Origin of the sequence: Streptosporangium canum (assembly GCF_900113865.1) — a bacterium.
Classification (GTDB): Bacteria; Actinomycetota; Actinomycetes; order Streptosporangiales; family Streptosporangiaceae; genus Streptosporangium; species Streptosporangium canum.
In genome coordinates this window covers 97,915-113,674 of sequence record NZ_FOQY01000007.1, presented here as the reverse complement: position 1 = coordinate 113,674, position 15,760 = coordinate 97,915, and the positions used below count along the sequence as shown (strand labels likewise).

13 protein-coding genes and 1 pseudogene are annotated in these 15,760 nt (G+C 73.2%); 8 read left to right on the top strand and 6 right to left on the bottom strand.

All coding sequences use genetic code 11. The features are described 5' to 3' along the window. Window positions 1–56: 56 nt before the first annotated feature. Window positions 57–1,070: a terpene synthase family protein gene (locus BM085_RS12880; RefSeq protein WP_245789290.1), complete on the top strand. Its 1,014-nt coding sequence runs from the start codon at window positions 57–59 to the stop codon at window positions 1,068–1,070. Between the two features lie 166 nt (window positions 1,071–1,236). Here BM085_RS12880 and BM085_RS12875 read toward each other — a convergent pair whose 3' ends face one another. Then, on the bottom strand, window positions 1,237–2,214 hold the full coding sequence (locus BM085_RS12875; protein ID WP_093887239.1) for an ArsR/SmtB family transcription factor: 978 nt from the start codon (window positions 2,212–2,214) through the stop codon (window positions 1,237–1,239). A 47-nt stretch (window positions 2,215–2,261) separates the two neighbouring features. On the opposite strand from BM085_RS12875, the gene BM085_RS12870 reads away from it, so the two are divergent. From BM085_RS12870 to BM085_RS46795, 7 genes and pseudogenes are all read left to right on the top strand, one after another. Then, complete coding sequence (locus BM085_RS12870) at window positions 2,262–3,500, top strand: MDR family MFS transporter (RefSeq protein WP_177245084.1); 1,239 nt, start codon at window positions 2,262–2,264, stop codon at window positions 3,498–3,500. 71 nt (window positions 3,501–3,571) lie between these two features. Further along, the gene (locus BM085_RS12865) at window positions 3,572–5,524 is read left to right on the top strand and encodes a sensor histidine kinase (protein ID WP_093887237.1); all 1,953 of its coding nucleotides are present in this window, start codon (window positions 3,572–3,574) and stop codon (window positions 5,522–5,524) included. A gap of 85 nt (window positions 5,525–5,609) precedes the next feature. Next, on the top strand, window positions 5,610–7,070 hold the full coding sequence (locus tag BM085_RS47180; RefSeq protein ID WP_093887236.1) for a BTAD domain-containing putative transcriptional regulator: 1,461 nt from the start codon (window positions 5,610–5,612) through the stop codon (window positions 7,068–7,070). 2 nt (window positions 7,071–7,072) lie between these two features. Beyond that, the gene (locus tag BM085_RS12855) at window positions 7,073–9,235 is read left to right on the top strand and encodes a sensor histidine kinase (RefSeq protein ID WP_093887235.1); all 2,163 of its coding nucleotides are present in this window, start codon (window positions 7,073–7,075) and stop codon (window positions 9,233–9,235) included. A gap of 59 nt (window positions 9,236–9,294) precedes the next feature. Then, complete coding sequence (locus tag BM085_RS12850; protein ID WP_093887234.1) at window positions 9,295–10,194, top strand: TolB family protein; 900 nt, start codon at window positions 9,295–9,297, stop codon at window positions 10,192–10,194. Between the two features lie 87 nt (window positions 10,195–10,281). Then, window positions 10,282–12,066 carry an NAD+ synthase gene (locus BM085_RS12845; protein ID WP_093887233.1) on the top strand — a complete coding sequence of 595 codons (1,785 nt, stop codon included), beginning with the start codon at window positions 10,282–10,284 and terminating at the stop codon, window positions 12,064–12,066. A gap of 87 nt (window positions 12,067–12,153) precedes the next feature. Further along, window positions 12,154–12,249, top strand: a pseudogene (locus BM085_RS46795) (helix-turn-helix domain-containing protein); the annotation flags it as partial. A 21-nt stretch (window positions 12,250–12,270) separates the two neighbouring features. Here BM085_RS46795 and BM085_RS45235 read toward each other — a convergent pair. The 5 genes from BM085_RS45235 to BM085_RS12820 all read right to left on the bottom strand — a co-directional run bounded on the left by BM085_RS45235 (window position 12,271) and on the right by BM085_RS12820 (window position 15,709). Further along, entirely contained in the window at window positions 12,271–12,693 is a 423-nt protein-coding gene (locus BM085_RS45235; RefSeq protein WP_218158706.1) for a cytotoxic translational repressor of toxin-antitoxin stability system, read from the bottom strand. Further along, window positions 12,693–13,109 (bottom strand): prevent-host-death protein, encoded by a 417-nt coding sequence (locus tag BM085_RS12835; protein ID WP_093887231.1) that lies wholly within the window; start codon window positions 13,107–13,109, stop codon window positions 12,693–12,695. The genes BM085_RS45235 and BM085_RS12835 overlap by 1 nt, the downstream gene beginning before the upstream one ends. A gap of 299 nt (window positions 13,110–13,408) precedes the next feature. Then, window positions 13,409–13,996, bottom strand: coding sequence for a TetR/AcrR family transcriptional regulator (locus tag BM085_RS12830; RefSeq protein ID WP_093887230.1), 588 nt, complete (start codon window positions 13,994–13,996; stop codon window positions 13,409–13,411). Between the two features lie 7 nt (window positions 13,997–14,003). Then, window positions 14,004–15,302 (bottom strand): hypothetical protein, encoded by a 1,299-nt coding sequence (locus tag BM085_RS12825; protein WP_245789289.1) that lies wholly within the window; start codon window positions 15,300–15,302, stop codon window positions 14,004–14,006. Window positions 15,303–15,319: 17 nt separating this feature from the next. Beyond that, window positions 15,320–15,709 carry a hypothetical protein gene (locus BM085_RS12820; RefSeq protein WP_093887229.1) on the bottom strand — a complete coding sequence of 130 codons (390 nt, stop codon included), beginning with the start codon at window positions 15,707–15,709 and terminating at the stop codon, window positions 15,320–15,322. Window positions 15,710–15,760: the final 51 nt, after the last annotated feature.

Here is a 15,760-nt window from a genome sequence, read left to right as displayed (position 1 = left end):
ATCCGCCATCCCAGACCGGGACGGGACAGCGGCCCCCCTGGGAGCCCGCTCCCGCGGTGGCCGCGACGTTGCTGCTGCCGCTCGTCGACCGGGTTCCCTCGATGGCCGCCCCCTGCCGCATGCACTCCTCGATCGACCGGATCGAGTCCTCCCTCGCCGAGTGGACCCGGGAGGTCGGGCTGGAGACGCCGGCGCGGGCGGGGTTCGAGCGGATGGCCGGCCGGGCCTTCGCCGGCTTCGGCGTGGACGCGGCCCTTCTGTTCGCCAAGTGGCTGACGTGGCTGTTCCACTTCGACGACGAGTGGGACGAGAAGCCCGCCGGCCACGCGGCCGAGATCGTGGAGGCCACCTTCGCGCGCCTCGGGCGCCTGGCGGGATCCGCGCCGCTCCCGGCGGAGTGCTCCGTCCCGGCCCAGGCGCGGGGCGGCGCGGCGGCCGGGGCCACGCCTCGGGCGCGGGGCGCCGTCCCGGTCGAGGCGGCCTTCCAGGACCTCTGGCGGGTCACCGCCGGGCGGATGAGCGCGCGCTGGCGGGAGCGGTTCGCCCTGGGGCTGCGCGAGCAGGGCGCGGCCTGCCGCGCGGAGGCGGACAACCGGCGCGCCGGGCGGGTGCCCTCCGCCGGGGAGTATCCGGCGCTCCGCCGGGGAACCGCCGGCCCCTACCTGTTCGACCTGGTGGAGGCGTGCCTCGGGGTGGAGGTGCCGGCCCGGCTGCGGGAGAGCCCGACCTGGCGGACGCTGGTGGACGCCTGCAACGACGTCACCGCGTGGTGCAACGACGTCGCCTCCCATCCCAAGGAGCGGGCGAACGGCGACGTGCACAACTACGTGACGGTCGCGGCCGCCGCGTTCGGGCTCTCCGACGCCGGCGCCGTGGTGTGGGTGAACGACCGCATCGCCGAGCGCGCCGAGGACCTGCGGGCCGCCGCCATGCGGCTGCCGGAGCTGTTCGACCGGCTCGGGCTGTCGCCGGCGCAGGCCAGGGACGTCAGCAAGGTGGCGTGCGCGTTCCTCTCGGCGCCCAGGGCCCAGCTGGAGTGGCTCCTGGAGTCCAGCCGTTACAGCGCGTGAGGTGACCGCGCGGATCCCGGGTGCGCCCCGAGCCGTCCGGGCGGGGCGCGCCCGGCGGGCCGGACGTCCGGCGCGAGGCGGATGTCCGGCCCGCCGGGCGGACGGGCGGACGGCCCCGGCTCCGCGCCGCCACCGGCTCCGGTACGCCGCTCCCCGCACCGTCCGGTCAGGACACGCAGACCAGGGAGTCGCCCATCGGGGTGCGGCGGTAGACGACCTCGCGGCCCAGGCGGCGGCGCGTCACCAGGCCCCCGTCGGCCAGGACGGTCAGGTGCTGGCTGACGGCGCCCGGGGTGAGGGTCATCCGCCGGGCGAGCGCCGAGGTGGTCGCGGGGTCGGCCAGGGCGGTCAGGATCTGCGCCCGGGTACGGCCGAGCAGCGCGGCGAGGGCCCCCGGGGCGGGCGGAGGGCCCGAGGCCCACAGCGTGCCGACGCCCGTCGCCGGGTAGAGGAGCATCGGCTGGTACGGCTCGACCATCACGGCCGTGTCCGGCCAGTAGAAGGCCGTCGGCACCAGCACCAGGCCGTCGCCGCCGATCGGTTCGGTGTAGTCCCAGGGCCGGGTGACCCTGAGCCGGTCACCGCGCCAGCGCACGTTCGGGTGCAGGTCGGAGAAGAGTTCGCGGGCCCCGCCCACGGCGAGCTGCCGGGAGCGCCGCAGCACGTCCGCCTCCAGCAGGCCGTAGATCCGGGGCCAGAACTCGGCGAACGCCGTCTCCCAGTAGCGCTCCAGGGTGTCGGCGACCCGCGCCACACCCGCCTCGGGGTCGGCCATGAAGCGCTCGATGACGTGGGGGTCCGCCCCGGTCACCCAGCCCGCCTCCTCGGCCGCCCGCTCGGGGGGCGTCCGCCGTACCCGTTCGAGGTCGGCGGCGAAGTCGGGCATCGGGGTCTCGGGCGTGGGGGTGACGAAGTCCACGAGATACCCCTGGAGCGGGACCAGCGCGAACAGCTCCGACAGGTCGACGCCGGCCAGGCGGGGCCGTACGGCGCGCACCCAGGGCAGGTGGAGGGAGTGCCTGGCCGGGTCGCGCAGCGCGCGCAGGCTGACGACCAGCTCCCAGATCGGTGAGAACGCGAAGCGGATCCGGGCCACGTCGTCCGGGGCGAAGATCCACTCGACGTGACACGACTTTTTAGGCACGGCTAAAAGATTCGCGCACCGCCGGGCGCGTGTCCAACCCTGGCGGCATGACAAGTACGACCCTCGCCGGACCCGGTTTCCTGCGGTCGAGGCTCGGTGGCCTGCCCCCGGCGTTCTGGGCCCTGTGGACCGGCACGCTGGTGAACCGGGTGGGCATGATGGTCCAGCCGTTCATCGGCGTCTACCTGACCCAGGCCCGCGGCATGTCCCTGGCCGCCGCCGGGGCGGTGATGGCGGTCTTCGGCGTCGGCTCGCTGCTGTCGCAGATCATCGCCGGCTGGCTGGCCGACCGGTTCGGCAGGCGGATCACCCTGACCGGCGGCATGGTCGCGACCGCGGCCACCATGGTGGCGCTCGGCTACAGCGCCTCGCTCCCGGCGATCGTCGCCACCATGTTCGTGCTCGGCATGACCGTGGACATCTACCGGCCGGCGTCCACCGCCCTGGTGGCCGACCTGATCCCGCCCCTCGACCGGCCGCGCGCCTACGGGCTGCTCTTCTGGGCGCTGAACCTGGGCTTCGCGGTGGCGATGGTCGCGGGCGGCTGGCTCGCCCAGGCCGGGTACGGCTGGATGTTCGGCATCAACGCCGCCACCTCGCTGGCCTTCGGCCTGCTGGTGTGGCGGGCGGTGCCGGAGACGCTGCCGGCGCGGAGCGGTCCGGGCGGGCTGGACGGGCCGGACGGGCGGGGGCGCGGCGGCTTCGCCGACGTGCTCAAGGACCGGCTGATGGTCGCCTTCAGCGTGATCACCCTCATCTCCACCGTGGCCTACAGCCAGGCGTTCACCACCCTGCCGCTGGCGATGACCCACGGGGGGTTCACCGCCGTCGACTACGGCATGGTGATCGCCGTCAACGGCGTCCTGATCGTGCTCGTCCAGCCGCTGACCGGCGACTGGTTCGGCCGGCTCGACCACAGCACCGTGCTCGCGGTGGGCCTGGCGGTCATCGGCGCGGGCTTCGCGCTGACCGCCGCCGTCTCCAGCATCGCCGGATACGCGCTCTCGGTGATCCTGTGGACGGCGGGCGAGATCGTCACCGCGGGCATCCCGGGCGCGATCGTGGCCGCGCTCGCCCCGCCCCACCTGCGCGGACGCTACTCCGGCATGTACGGCTTCGCGTGGTCGGGCGGGGCGTTGATCGCTCCGCTGCTCGGCACCGGGCTGCTGGAGGTGGGCCCGGCGGTGCTCTGGCCGGCCATCGGCGCGATCAATCTGGTGGCCGCCGGGGGCCTGCTCGCGATCGGTCCGGCGCTGCGCCGCCGTACGGCGGCGGCCGCGCATTGATCGCTTGTTGATTGGATTGTTGTCCGCGCCCGTTAAGGTCCCTCTAAGTACGACATAGAAGGGCCGGGGCGATGCGCGGGCTGAGCCGGGTGTTCCCGACGGTTACGCCTGTTCAGGCGCGGGTGGCGGCATTGCTGGCCGCCACCGTGTCCGTCGCCATGGAGTGCGTCAACATCTGGGTCACGGCGCAGTTGCCGCAGCCCTCCTACACGCCGTTGCCGTTCGCCCCCGAGGACATGGCGGGGACCGCGTTCCCGATCTTCGGAGCGCTGCTGGTCTTCAACCGGCCCCGCCTGATCATCGGCTGGCTGCTGGTGCTGGGCGGCCTGGCCTGCGCGACCAACATCCTGCTGGCCAACATCGCCCTGCTGCACGCCCCCTCCCCCTACGCGACGGGTGCGCCCAAGGTCCTGTGGGTGATCGTCGGCCAGAGCTGGGTCGTCGCGACGCTCCTGCTGGGCGTGCTGCTGCCCCTGCTGTATCCGACCGGCCGCCTGCCCTCGTCCCGGTGGCGCCCGTTGGTGGTCTTCGCCGTGCTGGTGCTCGGCCTGGAGGGCCTGCGGTCGCTGCTGACCGTCCTCGAAGTGCAGCCGCCGCTGCCGGCCGTCATGGAGATCCTGCACCGCCTGTCCGCCGGGGCGATGGGGCTGGCCTTCCTGTCGCTGGCGGTGCGCCTGCACCGCGCGGGACCGGTCGAGCGGCGTCAGATCCTCTGGCCGCTGCTCGCGTTCGCCGGGTTGATCATCCCGTGGGTGGTGGGCGACCCGATCTGGTGGCTGGCCTCCTTCACCCTCCCGCTGATCCCCGCCGCGATCGCGGTGGCGGTGCTGCGCTACCGGCTCTACGGCATCCAGACGCTGATCACGCGGACGCTCGTCGGCGCGGGCCTGGTCGGCGCGATCGGCGGGGTGTACGTGGCGGCGGGGGCCGCCTCCAGCCTGTTCCTGTCCGACGTCGACCGGATCGGCGGCCTGTTCGCCGCGCTCTGCGCCGGGGCGTTCTTCCACCCGTTGCGGCGGGTGCTCCAGCGCGGCGCCGACCACCTGCTCTACGGCAGCAAGGGCGATCCGGTGGCGCTCGCCGGAGAGCTCAGGCGGCGCCTGCAGCGGACCGATCCGGCCGGCGGGCTGGTCGCCGCCCTGGACGTGCTGCGCGAGGGGCTGGCGGTGACCGGGGTGGCGGTGCGGTTCCAGGACGGCCCGTCCGGCGAGGCGACGGCGGGAGACCTGCGGGAGGTGGTCCGCGACGTCGCGCTCGTCTGGCACGGCGAGCCCGTGGGCCGCCTGCTCATCGGCCCGCCGGGGGTCAGGCGGCTGCCCGCCGCGCACAACGAGCGGGTCATCGCCGCGCTCACGCCGTACGTGGCGGACGCCGCCCACGCGGTCCGGCTGGTCGGCGCGCTGCGGCGCTCGCGCGAGCGGATCGTCGCCACCCGTGAGGAGGAGCGCCGCCGCCTGCGCCGCGATCTCCACGACGGCCTCGGCCAGTCGCTCAGCGGCATGGCCATGTCCATCAACGCGGCCCGCCGCTCCCTGCACGTCTCCCCCGAGACCGCCGACCTCATGCTCACCGAGCTGCGCTCCGGCATGGACAGCGTGACCAGCGACATCAGGCACCTGGTGTACGGCCTGCGCCCGCCCGCCCTGGACGACCTGGGCCTGGCCGGGGCACTGGCCGAGATGGCCGGGCCCGACGTCGCGGTGGAGGTGAGCGGGGACCTGACCGGCCTGTCGGCCGCCGCCGAGGTGGCCGCCTACCGGATCGTCCAGGAGGCGCTGACCAACGTCCGCAAGCACGCCCGGGCCGAGGTGGTGCGGGTCTCCCTGGAGCGGGGCGAGGACCTGCGCGTGCGGGTGAGCGACGACGGGGTCGGTGTCCAGCCCGGCCGGCGCTCCGGGGTCGGGCTGGCGTCGATGCGCGAGCGGGCCGCCGAACTCGGCGGCACCTGTGTGATCGGTTCGCCCCCGGAGGGGGGCACCGTGGTCGAGGCGGTGCTGCCGCTGAGCGTGAATGTGGAGATCTGACGACCGATGATTTCTTACAGCCTGCGAACGATGGTGGGTATTGCCGTATGACATTGGACCAGGTAGCTCTACGATTACGCCTGCAATGCTGACATTTCGTGCTTTAGGACCGTTCCAGGCGCGCCACGGCGACGTGGTGCTCGACCTCGGCGGCCAACGCCAGATGGCGGTGCTGGCCCGGCTCCTCGTAGCCGGTGGTCGCGCCGTCCCCGTGAGCATGCTCATCGACGAGCTCTGGCCGGGCGAGCCCCCGGCCCAGGCGCTGTCCACCATCCAGGGATACGTCTCGCGGCTGCGGCGCGCCCTGGAACCCGGCCGCGCGCCCAGGGAGGAGGCGGAGGTGCTGGTCTCCGCCCCGCCGGGATACGCGCTGCGCGCCGCCCCCGGCCAGGTGGACTCCTGGACGTTCGAGAGCGCGGTCAAGATGGAGGGCGAGCCGTCCGTGGTGTGGGAGCGCCTGAACGACGCTCTCGCGCTGTGGCGGGGCCCCGCGCTCGCCGAGTTCTCCGACCTGCCGTGGGCGGTGACCGAGGCGGGCCGGCTGGAGGAGCTGCGGCTGATCGCGGTCGAGCACCGCGCCGACGCGGGCCTGCTGCTCGGGCAGTCCGGTGCCCTGGTGGCCGACCTGGAGGCGCACGCCTCGGCCCATCCGCTGCGGGAGGAGGCCTGGCGGCTGCTCGCCCTGGCGCTCTACCGGAGCGGCCGGCAGGGCGACGCGCTGGGAGCGCTCCGACGCGCCAGGGTGATGCTCCGCGACGAGCTCGGGCTCGACCTCGGCGCCACCCTCCAGCGCCTGGAGTCCGACATGCTGTCGCAGGCCGCGCATCTGGACCCGCCCGCGGCTCCCAAGGAGACAGCCTCCGCGCGGGTGACCGAGCGGCCGGCGGGGCTGCGCATCGTGGTGGCCGACGACCAGGCCCTGGTCCGCACCGGCCTGCGGGTCGTGCTGGACAGCGAACCCGGCTTCGATCTCGTGGCCGAGGCCGAGGACGGCGAGCAGGCGATCGCGGCCGTCCGGGAGACCTCGCCCGACCTGGTGCTGATGGACATCCAGATGCCCCGGCTGGACGGGCTGACCGCCGCCCGGCGGATCCTGGCCGACGACTCCCCGCCAAAGGTGATCATGATGACCACGTTCGGCACGGACGACAACCTCTACGCGGCGCTGCGGGCCGGGGTGAGCGGCTTCGTCCTCAAGACCTCGGCCCCCGAGCAGCTCATCAGCGCGATGCGCGCCGCGCAGGCCGGTGACGCGCTGATCGACCCGGCCGTCACCACCCGGCTGATCGCCTCGTTCGCCGGGCGCACCGACCCCTCGGCCCCGCCCGGGCTCGCCGGTCTCGGCGACACCGAGCTGGACCTGATGAAACTGGTCGCCCGGGGGCTCACCAACCGGCAGATCGCGGCGACCCTGTCGGTCTCCGAACAGGCGGTGTCGCAGTCGGTGTCCAAGCTCCTGGACCACCTGGGGCTGTTCGACCGGGCCCAGCTCGTCGTCTCGGCCTACGAGTCGGGGCTGGTCAACCCGGGTGGCATAGGCAGGTAACGATGTGCACGAAGGAACGGGGCCGCGACGCGGCGGCCCCGGCGGTGCCGGAGGCGTCGGGCCGGAAGACCCCCGAGGCCCCCGGGCCCGCGCGCCGGGAGGGCACGGACGCCCCGGCCTTCCCGGCGGCCCGCGACTCCCCCCGGCCCGCGCGCCGGGAGGGCGCCGGCCCCGCGTTCGCCTCGCTGCCCGGGGCCCGGCTGGTCGTCATCGTCGTGGTGGCGGCCACCGCGCTCACGCTCACGGTGATCGGCATCGTGATCACCGTGAACCTCCCGCCCGAGTGGTTCCCGGGCATATTCGTCACACCCGACCTGGCCTGCGGACTGACCTTCCCGGTGGTGGCCGCCTTCCTGCTGGCCCACCGCTCGCGCCCGGCCACCGCCTGGCTGATGTCCGCCGGCGGGCTGGGCTGCGCGGTCAACGTCTTCGGCAGCGCCATGATGAGCTACTCCGGGGCCTCGGGCGACCTGGCGACCGCGGGCTACTACCGCTACGCCGGAGGGATCGGCTGGATCGTGGGCGGCACGCTGCTGGCGATCGTGCTCCCGCTGTACTCCCCCGACGGGCGGCTGCCCTCCCGGCGCTGGCGGCCGCTGGTGGTCGCGGCGGTCGCGGTGATGGTGGTGGAGACGGTCCGCCTCGTCGTGCGCCCGGCACCGCCCGCCAAGGACTACCCGCTCCCCCAGATCATCCCCAACCCGCTCGCGATCGACGCGCTGGCCCCCTACAACCTCACGATCCAGAACTTCCTGGCCGGCCTGATCAACCTCCTGGCGGTCCTGTCACTGCTCTCCCTGGCCCTGCGCGCCCGCCGGGCCGACCCCGTCCTGCGCCGCCAGATCGCCTGGCCGCTGACCGCGTTCGCCGTCTACGTCGTCTTCCTGCTCGCCGGGGCCGCCTGGCACGTGGCGGCCACGGTCGCGACCGGGCTGATCCCGGTCGCCATCGCCTTCTCCGTACTGCGCTACCGGCTCTACGGCATCGACACCGTGGTCAGCCGCGCCTTCGTGGCCGCCGGGCTGATCGCCGCCGTCAGCGCCGTCTACTTCGGGGTCGGCGCGCTCGCCGGGCTGACCCTGTCCGACTACGACCGGATCGGCGGCCTGACGGCGGCGCTGTTCGCCGGGGTCGTCTTCCACCCGCTCCGCCTCGTGCTGCGGCGCTGGGTCGACCGGCTCATGTACGGCACGCACGGCGATCCGCGCGCCCTGGCCGCCCGGCTGGCCCACGAGGTCGGCGGGGCCGATCCCGCCAACGCCCTCGCCGCCGTGACCGCGGTGATCCGCGACGGGCTGAGCGTCACCGGGGTCGCGGTCGAAGTGGACGACCCGGGGATCAGGCGGGTGGAGGCCGGCCTGCTGGGCCCGGCCCCGCGCACGGTGCCGCTGGTCTGGCACGGGGAACCGGTCGGGCGGCTGCTCCTCGGCGCCCCGGGCCCCCGCAGGTTCGCCGCGGCCCACAACGACCGGCTGATCGCCGTGGTCACGCCGTACGTGGCGGACGTGGTGCACGCCGTACGGATGACCGCCGACCTGCAGCGCTCCCGCGAGCGGATTCTCACCGCCCGCGAGGAGGAGCGCCGCCGCCTCCGCCGGGACCTGCACGACGGGCTCGGCCACGCGCTGACCGACATGGCGATGTCGATCAACATGGCCAGGATCAGCATGCGCACAGCCCCCGCCTCCGCCGAACGGCTCCTGGCCGAGCTGCGCGGCGGCATGGACGCGGTCGGCCAGGAGATCAGGGAGCTGGTCTACGGCCTGCGCCCGCCCACCCTGGACGAGCTCGGCCTGGCCGGAGCCGTACGGGCGCTGGCCGCCGAGGGGGAGCCGCAAGTGGCCGTCGAGACCGAGGGCGACCTGTCCGACCTCCCCGCGGCCGCCGAGGTGGCCGCCTACCGGATCGCGCAGGAGGGGCTCACCAACATCCGCAAACACGCGCGGGCCCGTTCGGCGACGGTCTCGCTGCGACGCGGCGAGTCGCTGGTGGTCCGCGTCCAGGACGACGGGCACGGGCTGCCCGCGGTACCGCGCTCGGGCATCGGCCTGCTGTCGATGCGCGAGCGCGCCGCGGAGCTCGGCGGGACGTGCGTGATCGGCGCGGCGCCCGGCGGCGGCACCGTGGTGGAGGCCGTGCTGCCGATTTCGGCCGCCCAGATGTGAACCTTTTCCCCCTTTCAGGGTTCTAACTACCCGTTGGTGAACTGATCCGAGGAGATCCTTTGAAGCACTGGGCCATGGCCGCCGGCGTCGCACTCGCCGTGTCGACCGCCGCCGTCGCCGCCCCCGCACTGGCCTCGTCGCAGGCGGCACCGGTCACGGACGCCGTCTACTTCGGCTACCAGGAGGGCCAGGTTCAGGTGCTGACCGACCGGCGACCCGGCTTGACCAGCGTCCGGATCGGCGGCGGGACCCTCTCGGCGCAGTTCTCGGTGGCCCCCGACGGCAGGCGCATCGCCTGGATCGACGAGAAAGGCCGTCTGCGCGTGGGGTCGGCGAGCGGGGACAAGGTGATCGCCAAGGACGCCGCCTACGGCGCCCCCTGCCTGACCCCCGCCTGGACCGCCGACGGCAAGCGGGTCGCCTACCTGAGGAAGGGCACGGCCGCGGCCATGGCCGTGGCCGTGGCCGGCGCGGACGGCAAGGGCGTGGTCGACTCCGGCACGACCCTCGGCCCCTGCCATCTGACCTGGTCGGCCGATGGCAGGACGCTCGCCGGTTACGCCGGCGACACCGCCGGCGTCTACTTGCTGGACACCCGCTCCCGCGTCTCCGGCAAGGTCCCGGGGATCAAGCTCGCCAACCACGTGGAGAGCCTGTCCCCCGACAGCCGCCGGGTCGTGGTGAACGCGATCGGCCCGAACGCCCCCGGCGGCGACGGCTCCTGGACTCCGCTGTTCACCCCGTCGATCTACGACACCAAGACCGGCAAGAAGATCGCCATCCCCGTCAAGGGCAGGCTGGTGGGCGCCCGTTACCTGCGCGACGGCCGCCTCGCGGTCCGCGTCAGGGGCGCGGCCGCCAACACGCTGGTGACCCTCGACGCCTCCGGCAGGGAGCTCCGGCGGGCGGCCGAGCCCGCCAAGGCCAGGAACCTCGGCCTGCTCGGCGTTCTCGGCTAGGAGGCCGGCCTGTCCAGGGGTGATCGGGGCCCGGCGCCCCGATCGCCCCTGGACAGCTCCCGGCGCGGCCGGGAATAGGGTGGGCACGTGGCTCAACTCCGTATCGCCCTGGCCCAGACCGATCCCGTGGTCGGCGACCTGGCGGGCAACGCCGACAAGCTCGTCGAGTGGACCCGGCGCGCCGCCGGCCGCGGCGCGCACCTGGTGGTGTTCACCGAGATGTTCCTGACCGGCTATCCGGTCGAGGACCTGGTGCTGCGCAGCTCGTTCGTGGAAGCCTCCACCGCCGCGGTCGAGGCCCTCGCCCGGCGGCTGTCCGACGAGGGGCTCGGCGAGATCCCGGTGGTCGTGGGCTACGTGGACCGGGCCGACCTGGCGCCGCGGGTGGGGCAGCCCAAGGGCGCCCCGCTGGACGCGGCCGCGCTGCTCCACCGGGGCCACGTGGTCACCAGGACCGCCAAGCACCACCTGCCCAACTACGGCGTCTTCGACGAATACCGCTACTTCGTGCGCGGCGACCGGCTGCCGATCGTCCGGTTGCACGGGGTCGACGTGGCCATCGCGGTCTGCGAGGACCTGTGGCAGGAGGGCGGCCCGGTCGCGGTGGTGGCCGAGGCCGGAGCCGGGCTGCTGGTGGTGCCGAACGCCTCGCCGTACGAGAAGGAGAAGGACGACGTGCGGCTCGCGCTCGTCTCCCGCCGGGCACGGGAGGCGGGCTGCGCCCTCGCCTACGCCAACCAGGTGGGCGGGCAGGACGAGCTCGTCTTCGACGGCGACTCGCTCATCGTCTCCGCCTCCGGCGAGCTGGTCGCGCGGGCCGCGCAGTTCGCCGAGGAACTGCTGATCACGGACCTGGAGCTGCCCGAGGCCAGGTTCGGCGGCCTCGGCACGTTCCAGGTGGACGCCGGGGACGGGACCGTCATCACGGTGGAGCGGCTGGAGCTTTCGGCCTTCCCCGTCGAGCCGTACGCCCCCGAGCCGCCCTCGATCGCCCCGCAGCTCGACGACATCGCCGAGGTCTACTCGGCGCTGGTCCTCGCGGTCCGCGACTACGTCGCCAAGAACGGCTTCCAGTCGGTCATCCTGGGCCTGTCGGGCGGGATCGACTCGGCGCTGACCGCCACGATCGCCTCCGACGCCATCGGCCCCGACCGGGTGCACGTGGTGATGATGCCCTCGCGCTACTCCTCCGAGCACTCCCTGGAGGACGCCTGGGAGCTGGTGAACCGGCAGGGGATCAACGCCCGGACCGTGCCGATCGCCGACATCGTGGACAGCTTCGACAAGGAGATCGAGCTGTCCGGCCTGGCCGCGGAGAACCTCCAGGCCCGGGTCCGCGGCATGATCCTGATGGGCCTGTCCAACCAGCACGGCCACCTGGTCCTCACCACCGGCAACAAGAGCGAGCTGGCCACCGGCTACTCCACCCTCTACGGCGACTCCGCGGGCGGCTTCGCGCCCATCAAGGACGTGCTCAAGACCCTGGTCTGGAAGCTGTCGCGCTGGCGCAACGCCCAGGCGGGGAGGTCGGGCGCGTTCCTGCACGGCTTCGCGGTGCCGCCGATCCCGGAGAACTCCATCGAGAAGGAGCCCAGCGCCGAGCTCCGCCCCGACCAGCGCGACACCGACTCCCTGCCGGAGTACGACGTGCTGGACCGGCTCCTGGACGACTACGTCGAGAAGGACATGGGCTCCGCCGAGCTGATCGCCGCCGGCCACGACCCGGCCCTGGTCGCCCGGATCATCCGCCTGGTCGACCTCGCCGAGTACAAACGCCGCCAGTATCCCCCGGGACCCAAGATCACCCCCAAGAACTTCGGCCGCGACCGCCGCCTGCCCATCACCAACCGCTGGCGCGAGACGACCGGCTGACGGTCCGGTGGCCGCAGGCTCCGGTGGTGCGCCCTCCGGGCCGTTTCCGGCCGGTGGGCCCCTGACCGGCTTACCCCCACCACCACGGGCCGCCTGCTCGCCGAGCGGCTCGGCGTGACCGTACGGACGGTGGAACGCGACATCGCCCGGCTGCGGGAGGCCGGCGCGCCCATCGCGGTGCGGTCCGGGCCCGGCGGCGGCATGTCAGGCGCCGTCGGACCAGAAGAGCTGCAATCTGGTGATGGCGGCCTCTCTGGTCATCCTCGCGATCTCCGCCTCGCTGAGACCGACCCGCGTGATCAGAAGATGGACGAGGTCGGCGGGGAGCGACTCGGCCGGGACGATCGGCAGGCCTCGGTCCGGCTTCTCGCCTTCCTTCACGCATTTCCAGAACTCGTCCTCTGTGACATCGAGTTGGTCACGGAGAATGTGCGCCCACAGGCTGCGACCGTAGGAGGTCCGGTCGGGCGGATGTGAAATCCTGGTCCGCAGGACCCTGCCGTCCGGGAGGTATATCTCGTAAGTGACGTGGTGGGTTCCCGAACGGCCACGTGCGTCACGGACCCTGGTCCACCCTTCTCCCAGACAGAACTTCTCGTGGTCCTCCCTGGCGGCCTGGGGCCACATCACGATGCCTGACCTGTCAGCCAGCGACGTAGCTCATCGTCATCGCTAAGGGAGATCAACAGGACCAGGCCCCAGTTCTCCCGATGGTTGGGTGCATCAAGGAGACGGTCCTGCCAGTCCTCGGCGTAGTCGCGGAGAGCGTCGACCATCTCATCGACCGCCGCGTCAAAGGTGGGACCGTCCGCCGCCACGGGCAGTCCGGGGATGAACACCGACCAGCCGCCGTCCTCGGGCACCACCTCGGCGCGGGACGGGGTCACTGTGGTCAGGAAATCCCGCAGACGCTCAGCGTCAATCACAACGGCTCTGGCCGTGTCCCGGCGGAGGGTGGCGGTCTGACCACGCGCGGCCGCGTCCAAGAGGTCCTTGAGGTGGGCGCGCGCCTCGGTGTAGCTGTCGTAGTGCAGAGATGTCACAGAGCCTCCTAGCATGGTCCTCCAATCGTCAGCTCTGCCCACAAGTACGTCAAGTACTTAGAGTACTTCGCCGCTGATCTCGGCCGCTCTGGAATACGGCCCCAAGCTCTTCTTCACCCAATCCGAACGGGACGCCTTCGTCGGCGGCGTCAAGCTCGGCGAGTTCGACGACTGTTCTCCGACACACCTCAACCGCTCGCCGCTCCATCATCCGGCCGGGGAGGTGAGCGGTTGCGGTTTCCACGACCGTCGTTCCCGGATACCGGCCGGTCGGTGCCGATGACCGCCGGGTTTCCCGGTCAGCGCGAGAGAACGTGTTCCAGGTAGGCGCGCAGGAGCTGCTTGGTCTCGGCGATGTAGCCGGGGGCGCCGCCGGGAGACTCGCGGAAGGCGAGTTTGAGGAGCGCGTCGGCGGCCTCGACCGCGACGAGCAGGGGGCGGCGCAGACCGGCCGTGTCCACCGGGCGGTGGTCCGGGCCGGCCGGGGCGATCCGCCGGGCCAGGTGGTCGGCGAGCGATTCGGCCACCGCCCGGTTCCCGCTGAAGTCGACGACCGCGAAGCCCGGGACGGTGCGTTTCATCTCGACGTATTCGTCCACGATCAGGTCGGCCATGTCCGGCCAGTGCGCCACTCCCGCCAGCCGCCGCTCGATCCGGGCGAGGAAACGCTCCAGGTTGCGCTGGGCCAGGGCGTCGGCCAGGCCGCGCTTGTCGCGGAAGAAGCGGTAGATCGAGCCGATCGGCACCTCGGCGCGGGCCGCCACCGCCCGGGTGCTCAGCGCGTCGTAGCCGCCTTCGTCGAGCAGGGCCGCCGCCGCGTCGAGCATCTGGTTCACCCGATCCACGCTGCGCCGCTGGACCGGGTTTCTGCGTACGGAGGATCCCACGGCCCCATCATGCCGCGAAGAGAAGGGTGAGCCCGCCGACGGTGTAGCAGACCATCAGGACCAGCAGCGGGATCTGCCCGGCGACCGCCCTCTCCGGCGGGAAGAGCCGTACGGAGCGGTCGTGGGCCGCGACCACGCCGAGCACGTGGCCGGTCACGATGGCCAGCACCTGGACGGAGGCGATCACGCCGGCGCTCACCACCTCCTGGTCCACGGTCCGGTCCAGCCCCAGGGAGAGGATGGCCGCCTGCTGGCCCTCGATGACGAGGAGCGAGAAGTAGTGGGCGATCAGGTAGCCGACCGCGACGGGGACCAGCGAGTGGGCGAACCGCGGGGCCATGCCGTGACCACGGCTGATCGCTCCGGCGGCGGCGGTGCAGGCCAGGTAGAGGAGCGCCACGAGGCCGATCGCGGCCAGCAGGCCGAGGGTGCCGGTGGCGGTACGGCCCAGCGGCCCGGTCTGCAGGATGTCCACCCACCACGGGGAGGTGGAGAACCCGTCGTATCCGGTCGTGCCGAGCAGCACGCACACCACGGCGACCAGCCCCGGGGCCGGGCGCAGGGCGTCGAGCCCGTCGAAGGGGTTGCGCAGCACGAGCCTGCCGTCGTCCCTGCGGCCCAGCGGGGACAGGCGGCCGATCAGGGCGGAGTAGGCCTCGAAGGCGTCGGCCCGGTCGAACCACCGCGTCCCGTACCGGAAGGCACCGGTCAGCTGGGCGGCGCCGTACAGGATGAAGAAGGCCAGCAGCGTGGTCGTCGAGGCGGGGGCCGGTGAGACCAGCTCCATCCAGGCGAAGGCGGCCAGGCCGAGCGCGGCCGGCCGGTAGCCGAACGGGGCCGGCCCCTTGTCCCGGCCGCCGAGCAGCAGGTGGACGGTACGCAACGGGTTGACGAGCCGCCAGACCGGGCCGAGCAGCAGCGACGCCGGGACCAGCCCCACCCAGAGGACCACGTAGACCAGGTGGGCCGCCGGGTTCCGGTCCGGGTCGTCGGGCCCGAGGAGCATCCACGCCCCGGCGAAGGCGGCCCCGGCCAGCCCGAGGACCCGCAGGGCCCAGCGGATCCGCGTGCCCTCGGGGAGCCTCACCGGCCGCCCCGCCGCACCGCCCCGGAACCGCGAGTCCGCCCAGAGCAGGGCCAGTCCCAGGAACGACGCGAACAGCGCGGCGAACGCCCCGGCGAAGGCGTAGAACAGCGGGATCGGCAGGTCGTGCCGGCTGCCCAGTCCGTGGGCGAGCAGGCCGGTCACCCCCTGGGAACCGGTCACGCCGTCCAGAGGACCGGTCAGGCCGTGCAGAGGACCCACGCCGTACAGGGAGCCGGTCACCGGACGGCGAGCTGGGTCAGGACGAGCCCGGAGTCATGGGTCTCGACCTCGAACAGCCCGGTGCGGTCGGCAAGGACGTCGACGGTGACGGGCCGGCCGGGTTCCAGGCGGCGGGTGAGGTCGAAGCCGTGGACGTGGATCTCGTCGGCGACGTCGGAGGTGACGACCAGACGGACCGCCTGTCCCCTGGCGACCTCGACGCGTCCGGGAGGCGGCACCACCTTCCGGCCGGTGATCGCGATCTCGACCGTCGGCCCCTTGGGGGCGCCGTAGCTGTCGTAGGCGGGGGGCGCGGTGGCCACGCTGTGGTCGGTGCCGGGGTTGTGGTGGCCGGTGGAGACGTTGCAGGCGGCCAGCAGCAGGCAGGAACCCGCGACGCCCAGCACCCGCCACTCCTTCGGGAACCTCGTCCGCCCTGTCTCCGCGGCCCCCGGCAA